Genomic DNA, 580 nt, shown 5'->3' with positions numbered 1-580 from the left:
CAACTGCAGCAATGGCCGCTGCCGGGCCCTCTGCGCGGAGGCCAGGTGATCGACGGCTGGGGCGTTGAGCAACTGCTCGCGCACAGCCACCAGTCACTGCTGTACCGGGTACGTGACGGCCAAGGGCACGCCTGGCTGCTCAAGACCCTGCCCGCCGCGCGCGAGCACGAGCCTGGCGCGGCGCAAGGGCTGCTGCTGGAAGAGTGGTTCCTGCGCCGGGTCGCTGGCCGGCACTTCCCCGAGCTGCACCCCGCCAGCCAACGTCAGCACCTGTACTACGTGATGCGCGAATACCCCGGCCAGAGCCTGGCCGCTTTGCAGGCCGAGCACGGCCCGCTGCCCCTCACCCAGTGGCTGGAAATCGCCCGGCAGCTGTTGCATGCAGTTGGCGTGCTGCACCGGCGTAATGTGCTGCACCGCGATATCAAACCAGAAAACCTGCACCTGGGCAGCGATGGCCAGCTGCGCCTGCTGGACTTCGGCCTGGCGTACTGCCCGGGGCTGTCCCAAGACCCTTTGCACACGTTGCCGGGCACGCCCTCGTACATCGCCCCGGACGCATTCGAAGGCCTACCGCCCA

Annotated in this window: 1 protein-coding gene; it reads left to right on the top strand. The window is 68.3% G+C overall.

What is annotated here, in order from left to right; translation table 11 throughout:
• The coding region (locus tag HP547_RS29250) for a protein kinase (protein ID WP_172288997.1) at positions 1-580 on the top strand (580 nt) is incomplete at both ends.

The organism is Pseudomonas sp. CM27 (genome assembly GCF_013179515.1).
Lineage (GTDB): Bacteria > Pseudomonadota > Gammaproteobacteria > Pseudomonadales > Pseudomonadaceae > Aquipseudomonas.
This window is presented reverse-complemented; position numbering and strand designations above follow the sequence as displayed.